The sequence below is a fragment of the Streptomyces sp. NPDC047886 genome (assembly GCF_043204435.1).
In the GTDB taxonomy this organism is placed as follows: domain Bacteria; phylum Actinomycetota; class Actinomycetes; order Streptomycetales; family Streptomycetaceae; genus Streptomyces.
The window spans coordinates 209,542-235,542 of the sequence record NZ_JBIDCF010000008.1 but is presented as its reverse complement, the minus strand read 5'-3'; the positions used below and the strand labels follow the sequence as shown (position 1 = coordinate 235,542).

The window sequence follows — 26,001 nt, the reverse complement described above, 5'->3', positions numbered from 1 at the left end:
CGGACGCCGCGCGCCGCACGTGGCTCGAATGCTGCGGCCGCCTCCTCCACGAGCCCTGTATAAAGAAAAAGGACGTCAGTCCTGTTTTTTGGGGTCGGGGGTGGGCGGCACCGGTGTGGCCGGTGCCTCCTGTGCCCGGCCGGAGCGGCGGGTCACAGAGGGACCGACGATGCGACACCTTGGCGAACACGCGGGCGCGACGACCGGGTCCCCCGCCCCGGCGACGAAGGGGTCGCTCCCACCGACGGCCCGCCTGGACGCGGAGCTCGGCCGGCTGCTGTTCGACTCCCTGCAGCGCAGCGGGCAGCGGCTCAAGGCGCGGCAGTACGTCCACGGCCTGCTGTCCGTACCGGGCCGGAAGACGTTACGGAGCATCGCGACGCAGTTCGACGCGGCGGCCGCGCAGCAGAGCGTGCACCACTTCATCAGCACGTCCCCCTGGGACTGGATGCCGATACGGCACGCGCTGGCCAGGCACGCGCGGCAGGCGCTGGCCCCGGACGCCTGGGTGATCCGGCCCACCCTCATCCCCAAGGCGGGCGCCCACTCCGTCGGCGTGGACCCGCAGCCCACACCGCTGGGCACCGTCAACGCCCAGCACGCGGTGGGCTCATGGCTGGCGTCCGGTCGCGCCGCCGTGCCCGTCGACTGGCAACTGAGGCTGCCCGAGCGCTGGATGGCCGATCCGCTACGGGCGCGTGCGGGCGTTCCCGCCGACGCGGCGTGCGGCTCCGTCGAGGAGTGCGTGCGCGCGGCGGTCGGCAACGTGCTCGGGATGGGGGACGCGTTGCGCCTGCCGGTGGTGGTGGACGTCCCGGACGCGGACGGCCCGTCGATCGCCCGCTTCCTCTCCTCGACGGGGCTGCCGTTCGTCGTACGGGTGAACCCGGCGGCAGCGCTGCGGCTCGACCGGTCGGAACTGCCCAGGTACGGCGACCGGCACCGTGCGGCCGGGGAACTGGTCGAGTCCCTCCCCCGCCTTCGGCGGCAGGTGAACCCCGGCGACGGCCCCACGACCGCGGTGGCGATCCCCGTACTGGCCCCGCCGTCACGGAACGACAGGATGCTCCTCCTTGCCGAGTGGTGCCCCGGGGAACGCGCCCTGGAGCGCCTCGGGCGGCCTCGCCGGCTGTGGCTCACCGGCGGCGACGCCCCGTCCGTCGGCTGCGCCCTGCGGCTCAGCCGACTGCCCGGCGTCGTCGTACGGGACTTCGCCGCGATCTCCGACGGCGTGGGGGTGCGGGACTTCGCGGGGCGGTCGTTCCCCGGCTGGCACCGCCACATCACCCTGGCGTCCGTCGCCCACCTGGTGGCTGCCCTCCGGACGATGGAGGGCGGCCCGCCACGTCCTGTCGAGGGAGCGTCCGGCATTCCGGTGACGTCGGCCACATAAAAGGGACTACCGTCCGGTAACTTGACACTCTCACTCACCGTACAAGAGCTGCGCCACCCCGTGCTCCTTACTGTCGTGAACAGGGCCAAAGGCACGACTCGGGTGCATCGGGCCCTGGCAACAGCTTCGGTCCTGGCAGGAGTTAGGAGAACCCATGCTCAACCTCGACCAGCGTCCCGCGCATGAGGCACGAGGGGTCCACACCCCCTTCCAGTCCAGCTACCACGACGCCGTACTCGCCGAACTCTCCTCCATACTCTTCACCTCGCTCTCCCGCAGCGATCAGTGCAGAAAGGGCATGCAGTACGTGCGCGGGCTGCTGGAGACGCAGGGCCGCAAGTCCATACGGAACATCGCGGCCCTCTTGGGCGACCAGGTCTCCGAGCAGAACCTCCACCACTTCATCTCCGGTTCCACCTGGGACTGGGTCCCCATTCGCCGGGCACTCGCCAACCATGTGACCGCCATGGCGCCGCCGCAGGCCTGGGTGGTACAGCCGATGATCATCCCCAAGACCGGCCGGCACTCGGTCGGGGTGGACAAGCACTTCTTCCCCACCTTGGGCCAAGTGCTGAACGCACAGCGGGCCATCGGCGTCTGGGCGGCATCGGGCGACCTGAGCACCCCGGTCAACTGGCGCCTGCATCTGCCGCACGCCTGGCTCAAGGACGATCTCAGACGCAGTCAGGTGGCGATCCCGGACGGAGTGGGCGCGGAGACCCTGAGCGAGTGCGTCGTCGAGGCCTGCCTCGACACCACGACGAGGTGGCAGCTGCCGGTCCGTCCGGTGGTGATCGACGCCTGCGAGGCCCACGCGGTGACGATCTTCGACAGGCTCAGCGGCGCCGGCGTACCGCTCCTCGTGAAGGTCGACGGCGACGTCCGGCTCACCGTGGCGGACCCGGCCCTCCCGGCCGGTGGCGGCAGACCGCTCACCGCGCAGCAGATCATGAGCATGGCCAAGGACCTACGGCGGCCGGTGCTGGCGAGGGACCACGGCCCCGCCGCCGCACGACCCCGGCACTGGGCCGCCACCGTCCGCGTGGGTCTGCCCGCCCCGGGCACGCAGCCCACCGGGCGCGGCGAACCGCCGGTGCTGATGGGCATCGGCGACGAGGGCGGTTCTTGGCCCGCCGGGCTGTGGCTGACCAATCTGACCACCACGCCGCCGGCCTCCCTGGTGCGGCTGAGCAGGCTCACGGACAAGGTCGCACGGGACTTCACGGACATCGCGGTCCCGGTGGGCATACGGGACTTCACCGGGCGCTCCTTCGACGGATGGCACCGGCACGTCACCCTGGCATCGGCCGCTCACGCGGTCGTCGCCCTGGCCGGTCAGGGCCGATGAACCGACGACGCGCCGCGGTTCCCCTCACTCACCGGGGAGCCGCGGCGAGTGACGCACCGTCCGCCACACGATGGACCGACCGCCCCGTGAACGAACCGGCATGGCCACGTGACGAGCCGACCGCTGTCCGGTGAACCGACCGTCACGTGCGGAATCGACCGCTATTTGACGGACCGGCGGTCACTTGACGGACTGCGTGCCACCTGACGGAACACCCTCCACCTGACGGAGTGCGCGTCACCTGACGGAGTGCGGTGGCAGGTGTTGGCGGCATGTGCGTTCCATAACATGATCTGAATCGCCACGGGGCCCGCAGGCTCTCGCCCTCGCGCCCCTCTCGCACCGCTCTCGTGCCCCTTTCGCCTTCTCGCGCTCGCTCTCACCTCTCTCGCCCTTCCTCTCGCCCTTCCTCTCGCCCTTCTCGCGATCCCTCTCGCCCCCTCTCGCCCCTTGCGGCCCTCTCGACACCTTGCGGCCTCTCGACGCCTCTCGACACCTCTCGGCCCTCTCGACATCTCTCGCCGCCCTTGACGCTCCTGTTCCGTTCCGGCCTGCCCGGACGCGGGGGCGGACCTCTTCGCATGCCCCTTCACCTCACGGCGGGTGCGGCTGTTCCCGACGCACGTCCCTTCGCGATTGGAGAAATCAGTGGACGACGCTCTGCTCGACCTTGGACATGCGGAGGCGCTGCAGCAGCCACCCTGGGAAGACGCCGCACACGTTCTGCAGGTACGGAAGGAGCTCTCGACCCGTCCCGCCCTCGTGGCCGGCGACGACGTGGACACCCTGCGGTCCATGCTCGCGCGGGTCGCCGCGGGCGAGGCCCATGTGGTGCAGGCGGGCGACTGCGCCGAGGACCCGGCCGAGTGCACCCCGGGGTATGTGGCGCGGAAGGCCGGGCTGCTGAACATGCTCGCCGGCGCGCTGCAGATGGACACGGGCAAGCCGGTGGTACGCGTCGGCCGCCTGGCCGGCCAGTTCGGCAAGCCCCGCTCCATGCCGACCGAGCGGGTGGGCGACCTCGAACTCCCGGTCTACCGCGGCCATATGGTCAACAGCCCGGAGGCCGATCCCGAGCTCAGGCGCCCGGATCCGGAGCGGCTGTTGGCGGGCTATCAGGCCGCGTACGACGTCATGGGCCATCTGGGCTGGCGGAACCCCCGCGGGCGGACGCGTATCGGCGCGCCCGTCTGGACGAGTCACGAGGCCCTGCTCCTCGACTACGAGCTGCCCATGCTGCGCCGGGACGAGCAGGGGCGGCTGCTGCTCGCCTCCACGCACTGGCCGTGGATCGGCGAGCGGACCCGGCAGATCGACGGCGCGCATGTCGCCCTGCTCGCCGCCGTCGTGAACCCGGTGGCCTGCAAGGTCGGCCCGCGTATGACGGTCGACGAGCTGCTGGCGCTCTGCGAACGGCTCGACCCCGCGCGTCAGCCGGGCAGGCTCACGCTCATCGCCCGTATGGGCGCCGACGCGGTGGCCGAGCGGCTGCCCGTACTCGCCGACGCCGTCCGCGCCGCCGGGCATCCGGTGATCTGGCTCACCGACCCCATGCACGGCAACACCGTCAGCACTCCGGACGGCCTCAAGACCCGTCTCCTGGAGACGGTGACCCGCGAGGTCGCGGAGTTCCAGCACGCGGTCGGCGCGGCGGGCGGCGTCGCCGGCGGGCTCCACCTCGAGACGACGCCCGGCGACGTCACCGAATGCGTCCAGGGGAGACCGGAGATCGACCAGGTCGGAACCCGGTACACGAGCTTCTGCGACCCGCGGCTCAACCCCGGCCAGGCCCTCTCCGTGGTCTCGGCCTGGTGGGTGACCGGCCGGACGGTGCGCGCGGCCGCCGCCTGACGGCACAGCGGCAGCGTCAGCGCCGACGTTCGGCGTCGGCGTCGGCGTCGGCGACCGGTCGGCCCCGCGTCGACCGCGTACACCGGCCCCGGCCCGGCCCCGGCCCGGCCATGGCCCCCGGCCTTGCGGCCACAACAGCGATGCGACCCAGGAGAGGACAGTCATGGCGGGCATACCCCCCATCGAGCCGTACCCGCTGCCGTCGGCGGACGAGCTGCCCGGCAACACCGCCCGGTGGACCGTGGACCCGGACCGCGCGGTGCTGCTCGTACACGACATGCAGCGCTACTTCCTGCGCCCGTTCCCCCCGGCGGTCCGCGACCCGCTCGTACGGAACGCGGCCCTGCTGCGCGAACGCAGCGTCGCGGCGGGCATGCCCGTGGCCTACACGGCGCAGCCCGGTGGCATGACGGACGAACAGCGCGGTCTGCTCAAGGACTTCTGGGGGCCGGGCATGCGCGTGTCCCCCGAGGACCGGCAGGTGGTCGAGCCGCTGGCCCCGGGGCCGGACGACGCGGTGTTCACGAAGTGGCGCTACAGCGCCTTCTTCCGGTCCGGTCTGCACGAATGGATGCGTGAGCGCGGTCGCGACCAGCTCGTCGTCTGCGGTGTGTACGCCCACGTGGGTGTGCTGATGAGCGCGGTGGAGGCGTTCACGCTCGACATCCAGCCGTTCCTGGTGGCGGACGCCGTCGCCGACTTCTCCGAGGAGCACCACCGGATGGCCGTGGAGTACGCGGCGCTGCGCTGCGCCGTGGTCGGCACGACGGACACCGTCCTCGCCGGCCTCGACGCGTCCGGCACCGCCGCCATGGCGGGATCCGGCGCACGCGAGGTGGGGGCATGACCGGCACCGGGGAGGCGGCCACGACGGCCTGGGACCTGTTCGACCGGGTGCTGGCACCGCGTCCGCCCGCCTTCGCCCTGCTGCACCGCCCGGAGGCGACGGGCCGGGAGACGCTGGAGGTCCTGGTCGGCGAGGTGTCGACGCCTGCGACCCTGGCGGAGCTCCCCGTACCCGACGCACCCGACGCACCCGGCGCACCCGAGGGGGCGCCGCGCGACGGCGGCGCCCGCCACGAGGTACTGGCTCTGGTGCCGTACCGGCAGATCGCCGAGCGCGGCTTCGCCGGCGCCGACGACGGCGAGCCCCTGATCGCGATGACGGTCACCGGGCAGGGCGTGCTGCCGGTGACGGAGGCGCTGCGGCGGCTGCCCGACGTACCGATCGCCCTGTCCGACGGCCGCTTCGACGTGGACGACGACACCTACGCCGAGACGGTTCGCCGGGTCATCGCCGACGAGATCGGCGAAGGGGAAGGCGCGAACTTCGTCATCAAGCGCTCGTTCGTCGCCGACATCACGGACTGCACGCCGCACAGCGCGCTGTCGTTCTTCCGGCGACTGTTACGCGGGGAGTCGGGCGCCTACTGGACGTTCCTCGTCCACACCGGCGACCGGACGTTCGTGGGTGCCACTCCGGAGCGCCACATCAGCCTCTCCGGCGGCAGGGCCGTGATGAACCCCATCAGCGGCACCTACCGCTACCCGCCGTCCGGGCCGTCGCTGCCCGACGTCATGGAGTTCCTCGCCGACCGCAAGGAAGCCGACGAGCTGTACATGGTCGTCGACGAAGAGCTCAAGATGATGGCCCGGATCTGCGACGCGGGCGGCCGGGTCGTGGGCCCGTACCTCAAGGAGATGGCGCGGCTCGCGCACACCGAGTACTTCATCGAGGGGCACAGCACCCGCGACCCGCGCGAGATCCTCCGCGAGGCGATGTTCGCCCCGACGGTCACCGGGAGCCCGCTGGAGAGCGCGTGCCGGGTGATCCACCGGTACGAGCCGGAGGGCCGTGGCTACTACAGCGGCGTGGTCGCCCTGATCGGCCGCGACGAACAGGGCGGACACGCCCTGGACTCGTCCATCCTCATCCGTACCGCCGACATCGACGGCCGGGGCCGGGTGCGCATCGGGGTGGGCGCCACGCTCGTACGGCACTCCGATCCCGTGTCGGAGGTCGCCGAGACCCGGGCGAAGGCGGCCGGGCTCCTCGCGGCCCTCGAGGCGGACGGCCCCACCGGAGGTCCCGTACGGGCGGTCGCGGAGGAGCCGGACCGCTTCGCCGACCACCCGCGGGTCCTGGCCGCCCTGGCACGGCGCAACACGACGCTCGCCGGTTTCTGGCTGGCCGATGACGCGGCACGGGTCCGGCCGGAACCGGCCCTGGCGGGTCGACGGGTGCTGGTCGTGGACGCCGAGGACACCTTCACCTCCATGATCGACCACCAACTCCGTTCGCTCGGACTGTCGGTGACGGTCCGGCGCTTCGACGAGCCGTACGCCCTGGACGGTCACGACCTCGTCGTCATGGGCCCCGGCCCGGGGGACCCCCGCGAGACGCGTCACCCCAAGATCGCGCACCTGCGGTCCACCATCGGCACGCTGCTCGCCGAACGCCGGCCGTTCCTCGCCGTCTGCCTCAGCCACCAGGTGCTCAGCACACGCCTCGGCTTCCCCCTGATCCGCAGGGACGTCCCCAACCAGGGCGTACAGCGCGAGATCGACTTCTTCGGCGACCGCGAGCGGGTCGGCTTCTACAACACGTTCGCGGCCCACAGTGCCGAGGACAAGGCCGAGTGCGCGGGCGTGGGCCTGGTGGAGGTCAGCCGGGAAACCGACACCGGTGAGGTCCACGCCCTGCGCGGCCCGCACTTCGCCTCGATGCAGTTCCACGCGGAGTCGATCCTGACGGAGAACGGCGTACACCTCGTCGGCGCTCTCCTGTCCGAGGTCCTCGGAGTGCACGGAGGGGGCGTGCCGGCACCCGCGAGGTGAGCCGCGGCAGAGCGACCGAGGGCGAGAAGTCCCGCGATGCGGGGCTTCTCGCCCTCACGACGTCATCGCCCCGGGGACCGGGGCCACCGGGGCGATGCGCAGGGGCACCCGGGAGGGCCGGGCCGTCAGTCCCGGCGGATCAGTTCCGGGTCGATCCGCCGGCCCACCAGCGGCAGTGTGCCCACGACGGCCACCGCCACCACCCCGGCCGCCGAGGCCGCGAGCAGAGGGATGCCCGCGAAGTCCCAGGCGACCTCGCCTCCCCCGGTGATCAGGTAGCTGGACTCGGCGAGCTTGCCCAGCACCAGGGACAGGAGGAGGCCGATACTCAGGGGCAGGACGACCTGTACGCACTGCACGGCCCTCAGGGTCCGTGCCCGTGCGCCGATCAGCGTCACGGCGGTCACCTGCGCGCGACGCTCGACGGCCCGGTCGGTGGCGGACACCAGGAAGGCCGCGACCCCGATGACCATCCCCATCACCATGCCGAGCGCCAGCAGCGTCTCGATGACGGAGATCTGCTGGAGGCCCTGGATGTTCACGCCGACGGGATCGATCTCGGCGGTCGGGGCGACGGCCCCGATGCCGTCGAGCACCTTCCGTACCTGGGCGGGTTCCGAGTCGCTGGTGAGCACGAGCCGTGCCGAGTCCGGACGGCTGCCCGGGGGCAGCATGGACGGCGGGACGAGGACGTCCGCCGGGATCACCACGGACGCGGAGAAGGAGCTGAACACGATCTGCTCGGACGGCAGCGTGATGGTCAGGGTCTTGCCTCCCTTCCCCTCTGCCTTCTCGCCCTTCTCGCCCTTCTCTGCCTTCTCTGCCTTCTCTGCCTTCTCTGCCTTCTCTGCCTTCTCTGCCTTCTCTGCCTTCTCTGCCTTCTCTGCCTTCCCCCGCGACACACCCTCGTGAGGCGTGCCCGTCAGCCGGTAGGGGAAGGACACGCCCGGCTCCACACCGGGGTCTCCCCCCACGTTGGGGTCGTACAGCCGCATCACCCTGCCGTCGACGCATCCGTCGGCGCGCCGCACCATCTGCGCCAGTTGGGCACAGGTGGCGACGAGAGCGGTGGCCTGGGGCTGGACGGCCGCCTCGGGCCGGTCGAGATCCACCCACGACTCCATCGTCAGGGCGTGGGCCCTGACCCCGGGTACGTCCCCGATGGCGTGCTGCTGCCGTTCGGTGATGCCGGTCAGCGAGATCGAGTAGTCCTGCACCGGGCTGGACGGGCGGGTGACCTGCGCCAGTTGGATCAGGACACCCTGCGCCAGCGACGCCGCGTAGACGAGCAGCACGAGTCCGGTGACCACGCGCATGGTGCTGCCCGGCTCCACCTCGTTGCGGCGCATGGCCAGGTTGAGCGTGACGGACTCCGTGGACCGCGCGATCCAGCGCGCCAGGGTGTGGGAGATCAGCGGCAGGGTCAGGACCAGCCCGATCCCGGTCATGAGGACGCCGGCGAGGATGACCGGCGCGTTGAGACCGAGGTTCGACGCGGGACGTCCGGCCAGTTCGGTGGCGCAGTAGCCGCAGACGATGCCGAGGCCGGCGACGAGCACCAGGCCACCCCACTTCGATGGCGGTCGTGGCACGGCCGTGCGCCGTACCGCCAGGGGGTTGGCGGCCGCGTCCCTGGCGCCGGCCCGGCCGACGAGCCAGGCGAGGGCCGGGCAGCCGATCAGACAGATGGCGATGGTCGTCCACGACAGGGCGCCGTCCGCCGGGTACCACCGTAGGCTGGGCAGCCCCGTCCGTGCCATCACCTGGTTGAGCAGCCAGTATTCGCCGAGGCCGAGGAGGGCTCCCAGGAGCGCCGCGACGACCGTCTCCGCGGCGTTGACCCGTTGGGTGCCCTTGGTGCTCAGGCCGAGCAGGCGCAGTGAGGCAAGGCGGCGGGTGCGGCTCGCGGCCGAGAGCCGGGCGCACACGGACAGGAAGATGCCCAGCGGCAGCAGGACGAGGGTGCCGAGCGCGAACCGCAGGTTGGTGAGCGTGGAGGGCTCGACGGCGGGGAACGGCGCATAGCCGTAGCCGAAGCCCTGGAGCACCCGGCCTTCGTCGGCGATCTCGTCGTGTGTGGTGCCGATGTACGCGAACAGCTCGTCCGGGTGGGCCAGTCCGGCCGCCCCGATGGTGCCCGCCTCCTGTCCCGGCAGCAGGCTCTCGATCCCGGCGCCGTCGCTCAGGAGGTCGCGGACGCGGGGCGAGACGAACACCTCTCCGGGCTGCGGCAGTTCACCGAGGCCGGGCGGCGGGTCCTGGGTTCCGCCCGGCCCCGTGGCGATGAACACCCGGGTGAAGGCCCGTGACCCGTAGGGGTCGGAGCGCTGGAGCACCAGGGTGCCGTCGGCGGAGGACGCGGACGTGGTGCGGGGTTCGCGGGCCGCTGCCCGGCCGTCGTGGGCGTCCAGGATCGACGGGATGGTGAGGACGAGCGCGAGGCAGCACACACCGATGGAGCCACCGGCCGCCATCAGCAGGAACCGGACACGGTTGCCACGGCCGGCGCCGAGCAGCAGGCGCAGACCGAGCAGGAACTCCCTCACGCCGCCCCCTTCGGGGCGAGCACGCCGTCGGTCATCGTGTAGTGGGTGTCCGCCTGTGCGGCCACGGCCGTGTCGTGCGTGACGAGGATGACGGCGGTGCCCCGCGACCGCGCCAGGCCGAGGAACTCCCGGAGAACGGCTTCGGCGTTGGCACTGTCCAGCGATCCCGTCGGTTCGTCGGCGAAGACGACCGCAGGACTGTGGACGAGCGCCCGCGCGACGGCGACGCGCTGGCTCTGGCCGCCTGAGACCTGCGCCGGACGTCGCTTGCGGAGTTCCCCGACGCCCAGCCGGTCCAGCACCTCCGCCGCGGCGGCGAAGGCCGGCCCCTTGCGCTGCCCCGCCAGCCGCAGGGGCAGGGCGGTGTTCTCCTCGATGGTCAGCTCGGGCAGCAACTCGCCGTACTGGAAGACGAATCCGAAGCGCTCGCGGCGGAGCGTGCTGATCTCGTCGTCGCTGAGCTTGCCGAGCTGTCTGCCCTCGAACCGTATCTGGCCCCTCGTCGCGGGCAGTACGCCCGCCAGGCAGTACAGCAGGGAGGATTTACCCGAGCCGCTCTGCCCGGTGATGGCGACGACTTCACCGCGGGCGACGGAAAGGTGTGCGTCTCTGACGGCTTTCTGTGTGCCGTAGGAGAGGTCGACTCCTGTGGCGGACAGAATTTCTGGCGTACTGATGGAATTCCCCCAGGAAGCGAGGGGGCCCAGGTGCTGCCCGCACCTGGGCCCGGGTCTTGCCTATGCGCTTCTCTACCGCCTGTAGTGCTTGGTCGGCGAGCAGTTGTCCGGGTTGAAGGAGCCCTTGTCCCGGCACACGCGAATGTACGCGTTGTTGGTGTAGCGGGCGGCGCCGTCCCAGTTCAGCTTGCTGAGGGAGACCGATTCCTTCTGCTTGCCGTTGTACCGGCTCCAGCCGTAGCCCTCGACCTTGACCTGCATGTAGACGTTGTGGCCGTCGCGGTGATCGGCGTCCTTGAGGGTGCCGGACCACTGGAACGCACCGTGGTTCTGACCGGCGGGCCAGAAGGTGTACTTGCCGGAATGGAATTCCGCGCCACTGGTCGTGAGCTTCGGAATGCTGTGCCACGAGGCGGCCACGGAGGTTCCGGCACCAGCGACAAAGAGGCCGGCCACAAGCAGGCCGGTTCCCAACTTACGCACTATGTTCTCCCGTTTTTTGTCGGCCTTGTTGGTCACGTGCTGATCAAGGCCGGAGTGAAAGGTAGCACGGGCGTGCGAAGTTGAGACATCAGCCCCATTCGGGGGGATTCTTCGAAGTTCAACCACCGAGGCGGAACCCGGGTCGGACGACGGCGCTTGACGCGCCATCAGATCCGGCCCGCACCGCGACGCCTCGGCGCGTCAGGGGCGTGACCGGTAGCGTTCCAGCGCCGTCACACCCAGCGCCGCGAGGCCGATCTGGATGGCCCATTCGATCCAGTCGACACCCTTGGTGTCGGCGACGCCGAGCGCGGCGGCGATACCGCTGCCGACGAGGGCGGCGCCGATGCCGACGGCGACGGTCCACAGCCAGCCGATGTTCTGCCGTCCCGGGAGGACGAGCCGTCCCAGCGCGCCGATGACCGCACCGAAGACGACGGCGGTCACGATGCCGGAGATCTCCATGTCCGTACCCTTTCTCGCGGGGACTTACAGATCGAACTCGTGCGGCGGCAGGTCGAGGGTGTAGCAGGCCTCGCGTACGGCGGCCTGCTCGTCCTTGTCGAAGTCGCCGTCGGCGCCGCCGATGACGATGCCGATCTGGATGACGGCGCGGGCCTCCGCGGGCTTCTTCTTCGCTTTGGCGATCTCCTGCAGGACGCTGACCTTGCCGAGGGCGAAGTCGGCCGTCAGCTTGTCGAGGTTGCCCTCGAAGCGGCGGTGGAGGTCGTCGGCGGGAAAGTTGCGCAAGACGTCGTTGCTGGCGATGAGCTGGGCGACACGCTGCCGCTCGCTGGGGTCGACATGGCCGTCGGCGGCGGCGACCAGCGCGCACATCGCCATCGAGGCGTCGCGGAAGGCACCGCTGGTCAGCTCGTTCTTCTTCGCCATGAGCTGGGTCTGCATCGTCGACGCGGACTCCTTGAGACGGTCCCACAGGGCCATGAGAACTCCTTCGCGGCGGTGGCCGGGGGCGGAGCAGCCGCCCCCGGCCGCTATCTTCTACAGCAATGTAGAAGATAGCAGGGTCATCCCTCGTCGCCTTCGTCCTCGCCCTCGTCACCCTCGTCGCCCTCGAGGAAGTCGCCGACCTCGTCGACGACTTCCGCCGCGATCAGGCCGCCCGCGACGCCGACCGCCAGCCCGGCGGCACCGGCCGCGACGGCGGTACCCACGCCCGGCCGGGAGTGCCCGTGACCGCCCGGGTGGCCGCCGTGACCGTGGTGGCCGTCCTTGCCGGCGTACGGGTCGCCGTGACCGTGCGTCGCGCCGTACCCGCCGTGCGATCCGCGGCCCTCGACGAGGGCGCGCACCCAGCCCTCGACGGTGGTGTTCCAGTCGGTGTGCGCGACATCCTGGTGGCCCACGGTGAAGCGGGTCAGCGCGTCATGGCCGCCGGAGAGGAGGCCGCCGCGCCTGTCGGCCTCCAGGACGACCTCCATACCGCTCGGGCCGGCCAGGAAGGTGACCTCGATCTCTTCGACCTGGTGCGCGTACCGGGGCGCCGGGGTCATCTCGATCTCCTGGTAGAACGGCAGCCGCTGGCCCGTGCCGCCGATGCGCCCGTACTCCAGGTCGGCGGACGTGAAGCCGAAGCCGAGCTGCCCGAACGCCTCCAGGACCGCCTCCTGGACGGGCAGCGGCCCGACGGTGAGCGGGTCGAGGTCGCCCTTGTCCTTCGCGCCCGCCACACCGAGCTCCGTGCGGACGCCCAGGACGACGCCGAGGGACTGCCCGTACAGCTCGTTGACCGGGGTCTCCCACGGCAGGTTCACGCTGAACGGGATGGAGCGCCGCTCACCCTCGACGAGGCGGAAGCCGCCGGCGACGGTGAACCGCTCGAAGGCGACGACCCCTTCGGACTCCCCGCCGTCGTGCTCGGCCTCGACGCGGGCCACGAGTTCCAGGGTGATGTGCTCGATCTCGAAGTCGGCCTTGCCGCCCTGGAGGCGCACTTCGCCGGTGAGGCTGCCACCGGGCCGGACCACCCCGGGCGTGAGGACCGTGTCCACCGAGGGGCCGCCGATGCCGACCGCCCCGAGCAGTCGCTTGAACACCATCGTGGCGTTCACTCCTTCATATCGGGCTGTGCCGTACGGAGTTGACGTACGGGCTTGTCGTACGGAGAGGAAGGCGTCGCCACCCGGCCCGCGCGGGGCGGGACGGGTGGCGACGGAACGGCTACTTCGACGCGGCGTCGAGCGCGGCCAGCGCCTGGGCCCAGCGCACGTACTTGAGGTCGGCCAGGTCGGCCACCGTCTTGACGCCGAACGCCTGGTCCAGGAGCTCACCGTCCTTGCCGGAGACGCCCTTCAGCGCACCCACGGGCGCGGCGAGTATCTCCGGCAGGCTCTTGTCCGCCCACGCCTTGTCCAGCACCTTGCTCAGATCGATCGAAGCCACGAAGGCCCTCCCAGGAGAGTGTCGGATCGGCTGCGGCACGGCGCCGCGCGGGAGATCCGCCCCGGACAACAGGGCGTTTCCCTCACGTTGCTGACGTGCCGTAACCAATGAGAATCTACATACATGTAGAAGCATAGGGTGTGCGAAGGGCTCGTGTGGGCGACCAGAGCGTGAACGAACGGCGCACGGCTGCGGCGCCTCACCCCCGGATGACGGCGGAGCGGGAGGAACAACCGGGGGACGCCCTCGGCGCGGCCGACCGCACCCGGCCGTTCCCGCACACCGCGCCGCACCCGGTCACCAAGGCCGTCCTCGACACCCCCGCTCGACGACACCATGGGGGCGCGCGTGTACGGGTTCCGCGCGGGATTCCGTACGATGTACCGCCCCGCGGAAGTGAACCGGCGGGGCCCAGAGGCGGGAGGTCGACGGCATGGCAGTGCGGAATCGGGGCGGTGCCGGGCAGCCGTCCCGCCGCCGTGGCCAGGGTGAACTGGAGAGCCAGGTCCTGACGGTCCTGTGGGACGCCGGGGAGCCGGTCACCGCCACGTACGTGCAAGAACGCCTCGGCGACGACCTGGCGTACACGACCGTGGTCACCATCCTGACCAGGCTGCACGCCAAGGGGGTGGTCGCCCGCGAACGGGCGGGCCGCTCCTTCCGGTGGACGCCGGTCGCGAACGAGGCCGGGCTGGCCGCGCTGCGGATGCGACGCGTCCTGGACGCGGAGTCGGATCGCGAGGCGGTACTCGCCAGCTTCGTGACGGCCCTGTCCCCGGGCGACGAGCGACTCCTGCGCGACCTGTTGGCCCAGACGGCGGACGAGGACGAAAGCTGAGGACCGCATGGGTGTCTTCGTCTTCCTCCCCCTCGTCCTGCCCCTGACCGCCTGGCCGATAGCCCGGCTCGCCGAACAGCACCTGCACCCACGTGCCGCCACCTGGCTGCTGACCGTCGTCGCGGCCGTGCTCGCCGTGTGCAGCACCTTGTGCCTCGCACTGCTCATGGTGGTCGGCACGGCCCAACTGCCCGGCAACCCGCTGCCGGACGGCTGGTCGGACCCGGAGGTGCGGGCGGCTCTTCCGTACGACGAGATCGCGGGCAGGGTCGCCATCCCCGCCCTGATCGCGGTTCTCGCCTCCTGCGCCAGGACGTCCTGGCACCACCACCGCGTGCGGATCCGGGCGGGCAAGGCCCTCGCGGATCTGCCGGACCGGCCGGTCGCCGTACTCACGGACGACACGCCGTACGCGTACGCGCTGCCCGGCAGGCGCGACCGGGTGGTCGTCACCACGGGGCTGCTCAACGGGCTGACCAGCGCCGAGCGCCGCGCCGTGTTCGCCCATGAACGGGCTCACCTGGCGGGCCGTCACCACCGGTTCCTGCTGGCCGCCCTGCTCGCGTCCCGCGCGAACCCGTTCCTGCGGCCCCTGCGCACCGCGGTGACCTACACCACCGAGCGGTGGGCCGACGAAGACGCGGCCGCGCGGGTGGGCAGCCGCAGGACCGTGGCGCGCGCGATCGGCAAGACCGCGCTGGTGTCCCGGGGAGCGCCCGCCACGACCCTCGCGGGCTTCGCCGTCCCAGGGCCGGTCCCCCGCCGGGTCGCCGCCCTGCTGCGCCCGGCTCCCTCGTCCCGGAGCTGGCCTCCGGTGTTCACCGCGGTCGGCATGGCCGCGTGGGCCGCGGCTGCGGGCGCCACCGTCTCGGCGCTGTCCTCGGCGAACGCGGCGGTGACCCTGTTCTTCGTCCTGAAGGCGGCCACCCCGCTGTGACGGGGCGGGCCCGCGGCGATACGGAATCCGGCACGTCCCGTCGCGACCGCCCCCGTCACCGGCGGGTCGCCTGCCCTGGCGCGCGACGCCTTCCCGCGTCCGGTGGTCCACGCGGGCGGAGGGCCGCCACCTCCGATGTCGACTACAGTAATCCATGGATATCTGGAGGAAGCGATGCGGGATACCACCCCGAGCCGCGCGAAGGCCGCGCTCTACGACGCGTTCGCGGCCAGCGGAAAGGCACTGGCCAGCGGAAAGCGCCTGGAGCTGCTCGATCTGCTGGCGCAGGGCGAGCGCACGGTGGACGCGCTGGCGAAGGCCGCGGGGCTGAACCTGACGACCGCGTCGGCTCATCTGCAGACGCTCAAGCAGGCGGGTTTCGTCGCCACCCGCCGTGCGGGCGTCCGGGTCCACTACCGGCTCGCCGGGGACGACGTCGCCGCGTTGTTCGCGTTGCTGCGCAAGGTCGCCGACCGTCACCAGTCGGCTGTCCCGGCGGCCCGGGACGCCTACCTGGGCGAGGACGGCGCCGCCGAGGTCACCCGCGAGGAACTGCTGGCCCGGATGGGGTCCGGCGACGTGGTGGTGCTGGACGTGCGGCCGGTGGAGGAGTACGTCGCCGGTCACATCCCCGGCGCGCTCTCGATCCCCGTCGCGGAACTGGCCGGCCGTGTCGGCGAGCTGCCCGAGGAGACCGAGGTCGTCGTCTACTGCCGGGGCGAGTACTGCGTGCTCGCCCACGACGCCGTACGGCTGCTGGCGGAACACGGACGGCGAGCGATCCGGCTCAACGACGGCATGCTCGAATGGCGCCTGGCCGCCCTGCCCGTGCGAGACGGGCGGGCAGCGTGACCGACGACACCGCGCTCCGGCCGAGCACCCCGAGCACCCCGAGCGAGGCATCCCCCCTGGTCGTCGACGGCACCGGCCTGCTCTGCGTCACCCTCCTGCTCCGCCTGCGCAAGGAGATCGACGGCGTCGCGCCGGGCACCGTCGTCCATGTGATCGCCACCGACCCGGCGGCACCGCTCGACCTGCCGGCCTGGTGCCATATGACCGGTCACGCATACCTCGGCCCCGCGTCCAGCGCGGCGGGCCGCCCGGTGTACGCGCTCCGCGTCGCCGCCGGCTCCCGCGCCACCCGGCCCGACGCACCATGGCACACCGCCGAGAAATAGCCTCCACGACCGAAAAGAAACGGTCCTGATCAGGCCCGCCCTGCGGAAAATCGCTGCCGAACTGGGTGCCACAGAAGGCCCTCCACGGTTCGCCGATCAAAGGTGATCAAGGATCACAGAATCCGGCCGCAAAGATCGAGCACAAATTCCACACATCCCCTCTACATACCGACCCCCGATGCTCTAGATTGACCGTGCTTCGGCTGTTCGGGTACGAAGCGACCTTTGATGATCTACAGATCCAGCGCTACGAAGAGCCGGTAGTCCCGTCCCCGCCGATAGCCGTCGGGGTATCGATACGGCGAGCCCGCATGAGGGCCTGGGTGCGGGGAGCATCCGAGGTCCCGGCGGGCGCTGAACCAGCCGGGACGTCATGCGCGGAGGGGCGGGGGCCTCCTGCGGGGAGGAACAGCGCGGCGCGGGAGGCGGGGGTGCCTCCCGGGGGAGAAGCAGTGTGAGGCGACCACGTCGTACCACTGGTGACCTGGGGGGGTCCTGTGCAGCAAGGGGAATTAGTCGACCCGTTCCCGTCGGCACGCGGGCGTCTGGCGAACGGGGCGATCAGCCGGCCCGCGACCGACTGGGAACAGCGGTACCGCCGTACCGTGATCATGAGCGACACCGTGGCCACCGCCTTCGTGGTGGCGGCGATCGGCAACTTCTTCGGGGTCAGGGACGCGGCCGACTGGCATGAGAAGTGGGGAATTCTCGCATTCGGCACCGAGTTGCTGGTGCTGGGGGCTCTCGCGGTGAGCAGGTCGTGGGCTCCGGCCGTTCTCGGCCAGGGCGCGGAGGAATTCCGCCGGCTCGGGCGCTCACTGTTCACGGCGACCGTCGTACTGGCCCTCGGCGGAATCGCGCTCACCTCGCGCAATATCAAACTCTGGATCTTCGTCGCGATCCCCGCTATCGCGCTCGTCACGATGACCACGCGGTATCTGCTCCGCCTCTGGCTGCACAAGCAGCGGAAGGAGGGACGGTGCCTGAGACCGGTGCTCGCCGCCGGGAGCCCGGTCACCGTACGCGACCTGATCACCCGGACACGCAAGTTCCCGCACCTCGGCTGGCGGGTGGAGGCGGTGTGCACACCGGACGGCCTGGGGCTCGACGGTGACCGACTGGACGGAGTGCCGGTCGTCGGCCGCCTGGCGGACGTCGCGGGCCACGTCCGCAGGGACGGCTACCGTGTCGTCGCGATCACACCGGACCCGCACTGGTCACCGGACCGGCTGCAGCGGCTGGCGTGGAACCTGGAGGGCAGTGACGCCGAGATGGTCGTGGCCCCCGTGCTGATGGAGGTGGCCGGCCCTCGGCTGCACGTCGACGCGGTGCTCGGGATCCCGCTGCTGCGGGTCAGCATGCCGGCCTTCACCGGGGGCCGCCGGGCGGTCAAAGGGGTCGTCGACCGGCTGGGCGCGGCGGTCCTGCTGGTGCTGTTCGCGCCGCTGATGGTGTGCGTCGGGCTGCTCGTGCTGGCGGACAGCCGGGGCGGGGCGTTCTACCGCCAGCGCAGGGTCGGCAAGGACGGCCGCGAGTTCACCATCCTCAAGTTCCGCACCATGGTCGCCGGAGCCCACGCGGCACGCGCCGAGCTGGCCGACCGCGACGAGGGCGCGGGGCTGCTGTTCAAGCTCCGCCGGGATCCGCGGGTGACCCGGGTGGGAGCGGTGCTGCGCCGGTACTCGATCGACGAGCTTCCGCAGCTCTTCAACGTGCTCACCGGATCGATGTCGCTGGTCGGCCCTCGGCCCCCGTTGCCGGAGGAGTCCGCCGCGTACGGCCCGGACATCCGGCGGCGGCTGCTGGTCAAGCCCGGACTCACCGGTCTGTGGCAGATCAGCGGACGCAGCGACCTGTCATGGGAGGAGGCGGTCCGGCTGGACCTGCGGTACGTGGAGGACTGGTCGCTCGCCCTGGACACAGTGATCTTGTGGAAGACGCTGCGTGCGGTGCTGCACGGGCAGGGGGCCTACTGATGCGCGGGGGTCGGCGACTCGACGGTCGCGCCGGCGCGGGGACCGCGGGCCGGGAGGGCCTGCCTGGTGGGAGGAACGGGTCATGAGAGTCAGCGTTTTCGGTCTCGGCTACGTGGGCTGTGTGTCGGCCGCGTGCCTGGCCAGCATGGGGCACGAGGTCATCGGGGTGGACGTGAACCCGGTGAAGGTCGACCTGGTCAACGAGGGCAGAGCCCCGGTGGTCGAGGAGCGGATCGGCGAGCTCATCGCCGATGTCGTGCGCAGCGGGGCGTTACGCGCCACCGGCGACGTCCGCGAGGCGATCGAGGGCAGTGAGGTGTCGCTGGTCTGCGTGGGCACGCCGTCGGAGGCCAACGGCAGCCTGTGCACCACGTACCTGGAGCGGGTCACCGAGCAGATCGGTGCCGCGCTCGCCGAGGGGGCCGGGCAGGGGGGCCGGCACACCGTCGTGTTCCGCAGCACCATGCTCCCCGGCACCTGCCTGAACCTGCTGGTGCCGATCCTGGAGAAGTACGTCGGCGGCACGGCAGGGGTGGACATCGGGGTCGCGGTCAACCCGGAGTTCCTGCGCGAGGGCACGAGCGTGCGGGACTTCTTCGACCCGCCCAAGACCGTCATCGGGGAGTTCGACACGGCGAGCGGCGACGTGGTGGCGGCGCTGTACGACGGCCTGCCCGGCGAGGTGTTCCGGGTGCCGGTCCCGACGGCGGAGGCCGTCAAGTACGCGGACAACGCCTTCCACGGCCTCAAGATCGGCTTCGCGAACGAGCTGGGCGCGGTGTGCCAGGCGCTCGGGGTGGACTCGCACCAGGTGATGGACGTGTTCCTGGCCGACCGCAAGCTCAACATCAGCCCCGCCTACCTGCGGCCCGGCTTCGCCTTCGGCGGCTCCTGCCTGCCCAAGGACCTGCGCAGCCTGGTCCACGCGGCACGGCGGGCCGATGTCTCGGTGCCCATCCTCGCCCATGTGCTGCCCTCCAACTCCGACCATCTGCAGCGCGCGGTGGAGCTGGTCGAACGCACCGGCAAGCGCCGGGTGGGCCTGTTCGGGCTGTCCTTCAAACCCGGCACCGACGACCTCCGCGAGAGCCCGCTGGTCGAACTCGCGGAGAGGCTCTTCGGCAAGGGGTACGACCTGCGGATCCATGACGCCAACGTGAGCCTCTCCCGGCTGATCGGCGCGAACCGCGAGTACATCGAGTCCCGGCTGCCGCACCTCGCGCAGCTGCTCGCGGACTCCGTCGACGAGGTGCTCGGCCACGCCGAGGTGTGCCTCGTCGGAACCAGGGATCCGGCCGTGCTCGCGGCCCTGCCGCATGGCGAAGGGCCGCTGATCGTCGACCTCGTCCGCCTTCCCGACGCCGAGGCGCGCCGGACCGAACCGGGGTACGTGGGCCTTGCCTGGTGACACGACGTCGCGTGAAGCGGCCGGCGGCGACCCGCGGGGCGGGCGGGCGCTGATCCTGGTGGAGAACCTGTCGGTGCCGTTCGACCGGCGGGTGTGGCAGGAGTGCACGACGCTGCGCGACGCCGGCTGGGAGGTGCACGTCATCTGTCCCCGGGGGGAGAAGCGGGACACCGAGCCGGAGGCGGAGATCGACGGGGTGCGCATCCACCGCTACCCGTTGCGCGCGGCCACCGGCGGTCCGGCCGGCTACCTGCGGGAGTACGGGTCGGCGTTGTGGCATACGGTGCGGCTGGCCCGGAAGGTCGGCCCGGTCGACGTGGTCCACGCCTGCAACCCGCCCGACCTGCTGTTCCTGCCCGCGCTGTGGCTGAAGCGGCGCGGCGCGCGGTTCGTGTTCGACCAGCACGACCTGGTACCCGAGCTGTACCTCTCCCGGTTCGGGCGCGGCGAGGACCTGCTCTACCGCGCCGTGTGCGCGCTGGAACGGCGGACGTACCGGGCCGCGGACGTCGTCCTCGCCACGAACGAGAGCTACCGGGACGTCGCGGTGCGCCGTGGCGGCCGACGGCCGGCGGACGTCTTCGTGGTGCGCAGCGCGCCCGACATCGACCGGTTCCACCCCGTACCGCCCGAGCCTGAGCTGAAGCGGGGCAAGCCCCATCTGCTGTGCTACCTCGGGGTGATGGGCCCGCAGGACGGCGTCGACTACGCCTTGCGGGCCCTCGCGAGGCTGCGTGACGACTTCGGGCGGACCGACTGGCACGCGGTGTTCGTCGGCGGCGGCGACACCTTCGACGCGATGGTGGAGCTGTCCCGGCGGCTCGGGCTCTCGGATCAGGTGCGGTTCACCGGGCGCGTCCCGGACGCCGACCTGGTCCGCTACCTGTCCACCGCGGACGTGTGCCTCTCCCCCGACCCGCGCAACCCGCTCAACGACGTGTCGACCATGAACAAGGTCCTGGAGTACATGGTGATGGGCCGGCCGATCGTCTCGTTCGACCTGAAGGAGGCGCGCGTCTCCGCCGGTGACGCCGCCCTCTACGCGCCCGCCGACGACGAGGCCGAGTTCGCGCGGCTCATCGCCCTGCTGCTCGACGATCCGGAGAGGCGGGCCCGGATGGGCGAGATCGGCCGGGAGCGGATCAGCGGGCCGCTCTCCTGGCGGAACTCGCAGGCCGCGCTGCTCGCCGCCTACGCCGCCGCCCGCCGTGACCGCGCTCCGGTGCCGGCGGGCGCCCGGGGCCGGGCGGGGAAGAGGCCGCGCCGTTGAGCGACGACACGATACGCCTGGTCACGATCGGGCGGATTATCCGTCGGCGCCGACGGTTCCTCACCATCCTCGCCGTGGTGGGCGCGCTCGTCGGCTACGGCGTCTCCGTGCTGTTCCCGCCGCGCTACACGACATCGGCGTCGGTACTGCTGCCGGGGGCGTGGGAGGAGCGCGAGCTGCTGACCCAGGCGGAGATCGCGACCAGTTCGGTGGTGCTCGACCGCGCGGCCGCCGCGCTCGGCTGGGCCGGGATCGGCGACCGCGAGCTGCGGGACCGGGTGAGCGCCGAGGCCGCCGACGGGAACATCATCACGATCTCGGGCACGGCCGACACCCCGGAGCGCGCACAGCAGCTCTCCGACCAGGTGGCCCGGCAGTTCGTCACCTTCGCCGCGCGGATCGCGGGCGACACCACCGATCCCGAAGCGGCGGCGCGGCCCGAGGCTCTGCGTGAGCTGGTGGTGCGGACCAGCCGCCGCATCACCGAGCTGGCCGACGCGGCGGATCCGGGGCGGACCGTGGAGAGCGTGCAGACCCGCACCGAGCTCGCGAAGCTGCGTACCGCGCTGCACGAGGCCGTCAACAAGCTGGACGAGGCCGACCCGGCCGCCTCCAAGGCCAACATGGTCGTCATGGGGCCCGCGCCCCGGCCGGCCGGCGAGACAGCGCCGACGAGGACGCAGCTCGTCGGCGGCGGGGCGCTGCTGTTCCTCCTGGTCGCGGTCGTCGGCCATCTCACCGCCGCACGGATGAGTCGCCGACCGCGCACCGAACCGGAGATCGCCGCGGCGCTGGGCTCGGCGCCGCTCGGCACCGTCGACGTGCCGGACGAGCGGCGCGGGCGCCCGCCGGACGGCGGGGGGCCACGGGACCGGCTCCGTCGGCTCGTCGGCGTCGACACCCGGTGGGACCTGCCGACGCCGCAGCCGTCCGGCGACGAGGCGGGCAGGCGGATCCGCTACCGGCGGGTGTGCGCCCGCCTCCGGGACCTGCTGCCGGCCCCCGGGGGGCTGCTGGTCGTCGTCCCGGACGGCGACGGGATCGCCCGCCGGGCCGCGGGGCTGCTCGCCGCCGAGGCCGGGGACGGTCCTTCCCCGGGTTCCGCGAGCGGGGGATCCCCCGTGCCGCGGGTGGTGACGGTCGCGGTGGACCGGCCGATGGTGCCGGACCGCGACGACGAGTCCGGTGCCCTGGTCGTGCTCAGCGCGGGCACCTGGACGTGGGAGGAGCTCGCCGGCATCGCCGGGGCGTGTGCGGACGCCCGGCACGAGGTCGTCGGCTTCGTCGTCGCCGACCCGGTCCTGGCCCGTCCGGCGCGGTCGGCCGGCCTGCCCCGGGACGCCGCCGCACCGGCGCTCGCGGTGGGCGACACCGCGACGGGAGGTCCGGGGTGACGACGGGTACGACGCCGGAGCCGTCGGCCGCCGCTCCCCTCATCGATCTTCAGGCGCTGGTGGTGGCGGTGCGCAGGCGACGCCGCCTCTGGTGCTCGGTGGCGCTCGTCGGGCTGCTCGCGGGCGCGGCGGTGGCCGTCCTGCTGCCGCAGCCGCCGACCGCGGTGACCAAGGTGCTGGTCGCGCATCAGGAGGACCAGCCGAACGACCCCGGAACGCTGATCCGCACCGACGCCGCTCTGCTGCACACCACGCGGATCGCCGGCGAGGCCCTGCGGTCCCTCGGGTCCCCGGAGGAACCGCAGGACTTCATGCGGGACTACGAGGGCGTCGGCCTCACCAACAACCTGCTGCAGATCACCGCGACGGGTGACAGCGACGCGGAAGCGGTGTCCCGCGCCGGGGCGCTGGCCGACGCGTTCGTCGCGGACCATGTGCGGCGGATACGGGAAGCCGCGAACGCCGAGGCCCAGAGCCTGCTCGACCAGCGCGACCGTATGCGGGAGGAACTCGCCCAGGTCGGCACGGCGATCGAGGACGGATCGACGGAGAGCGGGCCGAAGGCGGCGGCGAACCTGGAGTCGCTCTTCGCCCGCCGGGCCGAACTCACCTCGCGGATCGCCGATTTCGACCAGCGCGCCGCGACGGCACGCATCGGCACGCCCCGGCTCGTCGCCGGGACACAGATCGTGGACGCCCCGCGCCCGGTGCGGCGCTCCCTGCCCGGGGCCGCCGCCAAGAACGCCGCGATCGGCCTCGTACTCGGGCTCGTCATCGGGCTCGCGGTGGCCGCGGTCGGCACGGTGGTGGCGGACCGCCCCGTGCTGCGCCGGGACATCGCGGCGCACCTGGGCGCCTCGGTCGTCGCGGAGCTGCGCCGCGCGTCCCTGAGGCCGGACAGGCCGTGGCGGCGCCGCCGGACCCGGGCGGCACGGACCCGGCTCGCCGCGACCCTCGCCCGCGCCGTGCGCGGCTCGGCGGAACCGGTCTCGCTGCTGGAACTGGGCTGTGCGCGGGACACGGGCCTGATCGCCCTGGACCTCGCCGCGGCGCTGGCGCCCGAGGGGCCGGTGGTCGTCGTCGACGGCCTGCCCGGCGCGCGGCTCGCGGGCCGCCGCCCGAAGCCGGGAGACCCGACCGTGGTCAGCGGTGAGCGTGCCGGGGACGTGCCGCGTCAGGAGCGCCGGCTCGGCGTCGGCTCGGTGGCGCCCGGCACGGCGTGGACCGACCTCCCGTACCTCGGCGCCCGGACCGTGCTCGTCGTGCGTGCCGGGCACGGCGCCGCCGCGTGGCTGCACACCGTGGCGCGGCAACTCGCGGACCGGGGCGTCGCGGTGATCGGGGTGGTGCTGATCGACCCCGATCCGCGTGACCGGACCGACGGCACGCTGTGGAACGGGCCGCACCCCGCGCCGCGCGGCCGGAGCGAGGGGACGGCCCGGCGGAACGGCGCGGACCGGCCGCGGACGGAGCGGTTGCCGATGTGGGCCGCACGGGTCCCGGACAACGACCAGGAGGTGCGGTAGCACATGTGTGGCATCGCGGGTACGTACCGGTGGCCGGACGGGAAGCTGGTGACCGACCGGCTCACCGAGACCCTCGCCCACCGGGGCCCGGACGGGGCCGGCCGGTACGGCCACCCGGTCGGAGACGGCGAAGTGCACCTCGGGCACCGCCGGCTGGCCGTCGTCGACCTGTCCGAGACCGGCGCCCAGCCGATGGCATCGGACGGCCTCGTCCTGACGTACAACGGGGAGTTGTACAACGCGCCCGAGCTGCGTACCGAACTGGCGGCGGCCGGGGTGCGCTTCCGCGGCACCTCCGACACCGAGGTGCTCCTGGAGGCGTGGCGGCGCTGGGGCACCGACTGCCTGCCCCGGCTGCGCGGCATGTTCGCGTTCGCGGTCTTCGACGAGCGGACCGGCGAACTGGTCCTCGTCCGCGACCAGTTGGGCATCAAGCCGCTGTTCCTGTTGCGGCGCGGCGAGGGTCTGGTGTTCGCCTCCGAGCTCAAGGCGCTCGCCGCCGCGACCGGCGGGACGCTGGAGGTGGACCACGCGGCGCTGGTGGCCTCGCTGCTGTACTACTGGGTGCCTGACTCACGGTGCGCGTTCCGCGAGGCGGAGAAGCTGCCGCCGGGGAGCTGGCTGAGGTGCCGGCCCGACGGCCGGGTGGAGCGCGGCCGGTACTGGAACCTCCGGGATGTCGCGGCCGAGGCCCGGGAGAGCGGACAGCCGGACCTGGCCGCCGTCGTCGAGGAGTCGACCCGGCGCCACCTGCTCTCCGACGTACCCGTGGCGACCTTCCTCTCCGGCGGGCTCGACTCCAGCTATCTGACCGCGCTGGCGGCCCGCGACCGGCCCGGGATCTCCGCGTACACGATCGGGTTCCGCGCCGAGGACGCCAGGTTCGAGGCGATGCCGGACGACCTGCGCTATGCCCGGCAGGTGGCCGAGCGGTTCGGCGTCGACCTGCGGGAGATCGAGATCGCCCCGGACGTGCTCGACCTGCTGCCGAGGATGACGTACCACCTGGACGAGCCGATCGGCGACCCCGCCGCGATCAACACGTTCCTGATCTGCTCGGCGGCCCGGGAGGCCGGGGTCAAGGTGATGCTCTCGGGGATGGGCGCCGACGAGCTGTTCGCCGGGTACCGCAAGCACCTGGCGAACCTGCTCGCGCTGCGCTACCAGCGCGTTCCTCGGCCCCTGCGGCGCGGGGTGTCCAGGGCCGTGGACCGGCTGCCGGTCGCCACGGCCCGCCGGGGGTACCGGTCGGTGCGCTTCGCGAAGCGGTTCCTGTCCTTCGCCGAGCTGCCGGAGGAGACCGCGTTCCGGCGCAGCTACACCATGTACGACCGGGGTGAGCTGCTCGCCCTGGTCGATCCGGACCTGGCAGGGACCGTCGACGACGTGCTGACCGAGCACGCGGACGTCTACCGGGACAACGAGCTCGACGACTTCGTCAACCGCATGTGCCTGGGCGACGCCCGGATGTTCCTGCCGGGCCTGAACCTCGCGTACACGGACCGCTCCAGCATGGCCGCGTCGACCGAGGTGCGGGTGCCGTACGTGGACGTCGAGGTGGTCAGGGCGGCGTTCGCCGTGCCCGGCGATCGCAAGATCGTCGGACGGCAGGGCAAGGCCGTCCTGAAGGAGGCGGCCGCCTCGATCCTGCCCCGGGAGATCGTGTACCGCCCCAAGGGCCTGTTCAGCGCCCCGCTGCGGGCCTGGATGAGCCGGGATCTGGCACCGCTGGTACGCGAGGTGGTCGAGGACGGCGAGCTCGTCCGCTCCGGGTTCCTGCGCCGCGACGCGCTGGCGCGGATGGTCGCCGAGGACGCAGCGGGGCGGCACGACTACTCCAAGCATCTGTGGCATGTGCTGACCCTCGAGTACTGGTATCGCGACGCGACCTCGGGGTCCGGCCAGAGCACTCGGGCAACGGCTTAGGAATCTCAG

General features: G+C 72.1%; 22 protein-coding genes. 15 read left to right on the top strand and 7 right to left on the bottom strand.

Translation table 11 applies throughout. The annotated features are described in order from the left end of the window. Nucleotides 1-169 precede the first annotated feature (169 nt). The 5 genes from ACGF5U_RS25455 to ACGF5U_RS25435 all read left to right on the top strand — a co-directional run bounded on the left by ACGF5U_RS25455 (nucleotide 170) and on the right by ACGF5U_RS25435 (nucleotide 7,430). Entirely contained in the window at nucleotides 170-1,393 is a 1,224-nt protein-coding gene (locus ACGF5U_RS25455) for an IS701 family transposase (RefSeq protein ID WP_392713488.1), read from the top strand. Between the two features lie 154 nt (nucleotides 1,394-1,547). Further along, complete coding sequence (locus ACGF5U_RS25450; protein WP_392713487.1) at nucleotides 1,548-2,741, top strand: IS701 family transposase; 1,194 nt, start codon at nucleotides 1,548-1,550, stop codon at nucleotides 2,739-2,741. A 648-nt stretch (nucleotides 2,742-3,389) separates the two neighbouring features. Further along, a complete protein-coding gene (locus tag ACGF5U_RS25445; RefSeq protein ID WP_392713485.1) occupies nucleotides 3,390-4,592 on the top strand; it encodes a 3-deoxy-7-phosphoheptulonate synthase in 1,203 nt (400 codons plus the stop codon). Nucleotides 4,593-4,755: 163 nt separating this feature from the next. Next, nucleotides 4,756-5,439 carry an isochorismatase family protein gene (locus ACGF5U_RS25440; protein ID WP_392713484.1) on the top strand — a complete coding sequence of 228 codons (684 nt, stop codon included), beginning with the start codon at nucleotides 4,756-4,758 and terminating at the stop codon, nucleotides 5,437-5,439. Beyond that, nucleotides 5,436-7,430 (top strand): anthranilate synthase family protein, encoded by a 1,995-nt coding sequence (locus ACGF5U_RS25435; protein ID WP_392713482.1) that lies wholly within the window; start codon nucleotides 5,436-5,438, stop codon nucleotides 7,428-7,430. The genes ACGF5U_RS25440 and ACGF5U_RS25435 overlap by 4 nt, the downstream gene beginning before the upstream one ends. Nucleotides 7,431-7,555: 125 nt before the next feature. On the opposite strand, the gene ACGF5U_RS25430 is transcribed toward ACGF5U_RS25435, so the two are convergent. The 7 genes from ACGF5U_RS25430 to ACGF5U_RS25400 form a co-directional block, all read right to left on the bottom strand. Continuing rightward, nucleotides 7,556-9,976, bottom strand: coding sequence for an FtsX-like permease family protein (locus tag ACGF5U_RS25430; RefSeq protein ID WP_392713480.1), 2,421 nt, complete (start codon nucleotides 9,974-9,976; stop codon nucleotides 7,556-7,558). Further along, entirely contained in the window at nucleotides 9,973-10,638 is a 666-nt protein-coding gene (locus ACGF5U_RS25425; protein WP_392713730.1) for an ABC transporter ATP-binding protein, read from the bottom strand. The genes ACGF5U_RS25430 and ACGF5U_RS25425 overlap by 4 nt, the downstream gene beginning before the upstream one ends. 87 nt (nucleotides 10,639-10,725) lie before the next feature. Next, nucleotides 10,726-11,172: a hypothetical protein gene (locus ACGF5U_RS25420; protein WP_392713479.1), complete on the bottom strand. Its 447-nt coding sequence runs from the start codon at nucleotides 11,170-11,172 to the stop codon at nucleotides 10,726-10,728. 165 nt (nucleotides 11,173-11,337) lie between these two features. Continuing rightward, nucleotides 11,338-11,601, bottom strand: coding sequence for a GlsB/YeaQ/YmgE family stress response membrane protein (locus ACGF5U_RS25415; RefSeq protein ID WP_392713478.1), 264 nt, complete (start codon nucleotides 11,599-11,601; stop codon nucleotides 11,338-11,340). 24 nt (nucleotides 11,602-11,625) lie between these two features. Next, nucleotides 11,626-12,081 carry a tellurite resistance TerB family protein gene (locus ACGF5U_RS25410; RefSeq protein WP_392713477.1) on the bottom strand — a complete coding sequence of 152 codons (456 nt, stop codon included), beginning with the start codon at nucleotides 12,079-12,081 and terminating at the stop codon, nucleotides 11,626-11,628. An 83-nt stretch (nucleotides 12,082-12,164) separates the two neighbouring features. Beyond that, the gene (locus ACGF5U_RS25405) at nucleotides 12,165-13,196 is read right to left on the bottom strand and encodes a sporulation protein (protein WP_392713476.1); all 1,032 of its coding nucleotides are present in this window, start codon (nucleotides 13,194-13,196) and stop codon (nucleotides 12,165-12,167) included. A 121-nt stretch (nucleotides 13,197-13,317) separates the two neighbouring features. Beyond that, nucleotides 13,318-13,539 carry a hypothetical protein gene (locus tag ACGF5U_RS25400; protein ID WP_392713475.1) on the bottom strand — a complete coding sequence of 74 codons (222 nt, stop codon included), beginning with the start codon at nucleotides 13,537-13,539 and terminating at the stop codon, nucleotides 13,318-13,320. Nucleotides 13,540-13,972: 433 nt separating this feature from the next. On the opposite strand from ACGF5U_RS25400, the gene ACGF5U_RS25395 reads away from it, so the two are divergent. The 10 genes from ACGF5U_RS25395 (at nucleotide 13,973) to asnB (ending at nucleotide 25,992) form a co-directional block, all read left to right on the top strand. Continuing rightward, nucleotides 13,973-14,377, top strand: a complete 405-nt coding sequence (locus ACGF5U_RS25395) for a BlaI/MecI/CopY family transcriptional regulator (RefSeq protein WP_392713474.1) — start codon at nucleotides 13,973-13,975, stop codon at nucleotides 14,375-14,377. 7 nt (nucleotides 14,378-14,384) lie between these two features. Beyond that, on the top strand, nucleotides 14,385-15,314 hold the full coding sequence (locus ACGF5U_RS25390; RefSeq protein WP_392713472.1) for a M56 family metallopeptidase: 930 nt from the start codon (nucleotides 14,385-14,387) through the stop codon (nucleotides 15,312-15,314). A gap of 174 nt (nucleotides 15,315-15,488) precedes the next feature. Beyond that, the gene (locus ACGF5U_RS25385; RefSeq protein ID WP_392713470.1) at nucleotides 15,489-16,166 is read left to right on the top strand and encodes an ArsR/SmtB family transcription factor; all 678 of its coding nucleotides are present in this window, start codon (nucleotides 15,489-15,491) and stop codon (nucleotides 16,164-16,166) included. Then, the gene (locus tag ACGF5U_RS25380; RefSeq protein WP_392713468.1) at nucleotides 16,163-16,492 is read left to right on the top strand and encodes a sulfurtransferase TusA family protein; all 330 of its coding nucleotides are present in this window, start codon (nucleotides 16,163-16,165) and stop codon (nucleotides 16,490-16,492) included. Before ACGF5U_RS25385 ends, ACGF5U_RS25380 begins: the two co-directional genes overlap by 4 nt. 497 nt (nucleotides 16,493-16,989) lie before the next feature. Next, a complete protein-coding gene (locus tag ACGF5U_RS25375; protein ID WP_392713467.1) occupies nucleotides 16,990-18,468 on the top strand; it encodes a sugar transferase in 1,479 nt (492 codons plus the stop codon). A gap of 82 nt (nucleotides 18,469-18,550) precedes the next feature. After that, nucleotides 18,551-19,876: a nucleotide sugar dehydrogenase gene (locus tag ACGF5U_RS25370; RefSeq protein ID WP_392713466.1), complete on the top strand. Its 1,326-nt coding sequence runs from the start codon at nucleotides 18,551-18,553 to the stop codon at nucleotides 19,874-19,876. Next, nucleotides 19,866-21,146 (top strand): glycosyltransferase family 4 protein, encoded by a 1,281-nt coding sequence (locus ACGF5U_RS25365; protein WP_392713464.1) that lies wholly within the window; start codon nucleotides 19,866-19,868, stop codon nucleotides 21,144-21,146. Before ACGF5U_RS25370 ends, ACGF5U_RS25365 begins: the two co-directional genes overlap by 11 nt. Then, on the top strand, nucleotides 21,143-22,540 hold the full coding sequence (locus ACGF5U_RS25360; RefSeq protein ID WP_392713462.1) for a Wzz/FepE/Etk N-terminal domain-containing protein: 1,398 nt from the start codon (nucleotides 21,143-21,145) through the stop codon (nucleotides 22,538-22,540). Before ACGF5U_RS25365 ends, ACGF5U_RS25360 begins: the two co-directional genes overlap by 4 nt. Beyond that, nucleotides 22,537-24,066, top strand: a complete 1,530-nt coding sequence (locus ACGF5U_RS25355; RefSeq protein WP_392713460.1) for a Wzz/FepE/Etk N-terminal domain-containing protein — start codon at nucleotides 22,537-22,539, stop codon at nucleotides 24,064-24,066. Before ACGF5U_RS25360 ends, ACGF5U_RS25355 begins: the two co-directional genes overlap by 4 nt. A gap of 3 nt (nucleotides 24,067-24,069) precedes the next feature. Then, nucleotides 24,070-25,992 carry an asparagine synthase (glutamine-hydrolyzing) gene (asnB, locus tag ACGF5U_RS25350; RefSeq protein ID WP_392713459.1) on the top strand — a complete coding sequence of 641 codons (1,923 nt, stop codon included), beginning with the start codon at nucleotides 24,070-24,072 and terminating at the stop codon, nucleotides 25,990-25,992. Nucleotides 25,993-26,001: the final 9 nt, after the last annotated feature.

Excerpts from the sequence above, each read along its gene's own strand:
- ACGF5U_RS25455 (WP_392713488.1), top strand. The coding sequence starts at position 170 with ATGCGACACCTTGGCGAACACGCGGGCGCGACGACCGGGTCCCCCGCC.
- ACGF5U_RS25450 (WP_392713487.1), top strand. The coding sequence starts at position 1,548 with ATGCTCAACCTCGACCAGCGTCCCGCGCATGAGGCACGAGGGGTCCAC.
- ACGF5U_RS25440 (WP_392713484.1), top strand. The coding sequence starts at position 4,756 with ATGGCGGGCATACCCCCCATCGAGCCGTACCCGCTGCCGTCGGCGGAC.
- ACGF5U_RS25435 (WP_392713482.1), top strand. The coding sequence starts at position 5,436 with ATGACCGGCACCGGGGAGGCGGCCACGACGGCCTGGGACCTGTTCGAC.
- ACGF5U_RS25415 (WP_392713478.1), bottom strand. The coding sequence starts at position 11,601 with ATGGAGATCTCCGGCATCGTGACCGCCGTCGTCTTCGGTGCGGTCATC.
- ACGF5U_RS25410 (WP_392713477.1), bottom strand. The coding sequence starts at position 12,081 with ATGGCCCTGTGGGACCGTCTCAAGGAGTCCGCGTCGACGATGCAGACC.
- ACGF5U_RS25405 (WP_392713476.1), bottom strand. The coding sequence starts at position 13,196 with ATGGTGTTCAAGCGACTGCTCGGGGCGGTCGGCATCGGCGGCCCCTCG.
- ACGF5U_RS25395 (WP_392713474.1), top strand. The coding sequence starts at position 13,973 with ATGGCAGTGCGGAATCGGGGCGGTGCCGGGCAGCCGTCCCGCCGCCGT.
- ACGF5U_RS25390 (WP_392713472.1), top strand. The coding sequence starts at position 14,385 with ATGGGTGTCTTCGTCTTCCTCCCCCTCGTCCTGCCCCTGACCGCCTGG.
- ACGF5U_RS25385 (WP_392713470.1), top strand. The coding sequence starts at position 15,489 with ATGCGGGATACCACCCCGAGCCGCGCGAAGGCCGCGCTCTACGACGCG.
- ACGF5U_RS25370 (WP_392713466.1), top strand. The coding sequence starts at position 18,551 with ATGAGAGTCAGCGTTTTCGGTCTCGGCTACGTGGGCTGTGTGTCGGCC.
- asnB (WP_392713459.1), top strand. The coding sequence starts at position 24,070 with ATGTGTGGCATCGCGGGTACGTACCGGTGGCCGGACGGGAAGCTGGTG.